Annotated in this window: 1 protein-coding gene and 1 pseudogene; both read left to right on the forward strand. The window is 60.1% G+C overall.

Translation table 11 applies throughout. The annotated features are described in order from the left end of the window. A partial coding sequence (locus G3N92_RS35595; protein WP_339385908.1) for an IS3 family transposase occupies positions 1–89 on the forward strand: 89 nt, incomplete at its 5' end. A gap of 18 nt (positions 90–107) precedes the next feature. Further along, positions 108–649: pseudogene (locus G3N92_RS34825) on the forward strand (IS5 family transposase); the annotation flags it as partial.

A 649-nucleotide genomic window follows, 5' to 3' on the forward strand; every position in this document is an offset into this window, starting at 1 on the left:
ACTACATCGAGGTCTTTTACAATCGAACCCGTCGCCATAGTCATCTTGGCGGCCTGAGTCCCGAGGCCTTTGAACAAGCCGCGGCGTGAGGGTCAGGCGTGTCTAGTGTGCTCTGGGCAGTCCACAAATCGCGTGCGGCCGGCCAAATCGATCTGTTATACGCTGCGGTCGATTCATCGTCCGTGCGCGCCGTTGGGGCGGGCGAAAAACTGGCCCAAACCCACGGATCGCGCGCGCCCCGGTTCCAAGCACCACATCCTCGTAGACGCCAACGGCGTTCCTCTCGTCGCGATCCTGACTGGCGCGAACACCAACGACGTCACACAGTTGCTACCGCTCGTTGACGCGATTCCAACCATTCGCGGTGTTCATGGCCGACCACTTCAGAAGCCAGGTGCCATCTACGCCGATCGCGGCTACGATTCCAACCGACATCGTCGCGCGTTACGCGAGCGCCGGATCAAACCCGTGATCGCCAAGCGCCGGACTGAACATGGCAGCGGTCTCGGCAAATATCGTTGGGTGGTCGAACGTACGCACTCCTGGCTCCACAGTTTCCGTCGCCTACGCACGCGCTTCGAGCGACGTGCCTACATTCACGAAGCATTCCTGAAACTTGGCTGCTCGCTCGTCTGTTGGAACATCTTCA

Origin of the sequence: Burkholderia sp. Ac-20379 (assembly GCF_017104645.1) — a bacterium.
In the GTDB taxonomy this organism is placed as follows: Bacteria; Pseudomonadota; Gammaproteobacteria; order Burkholderiales; family Burkholderiaceae; genus Burkholderia.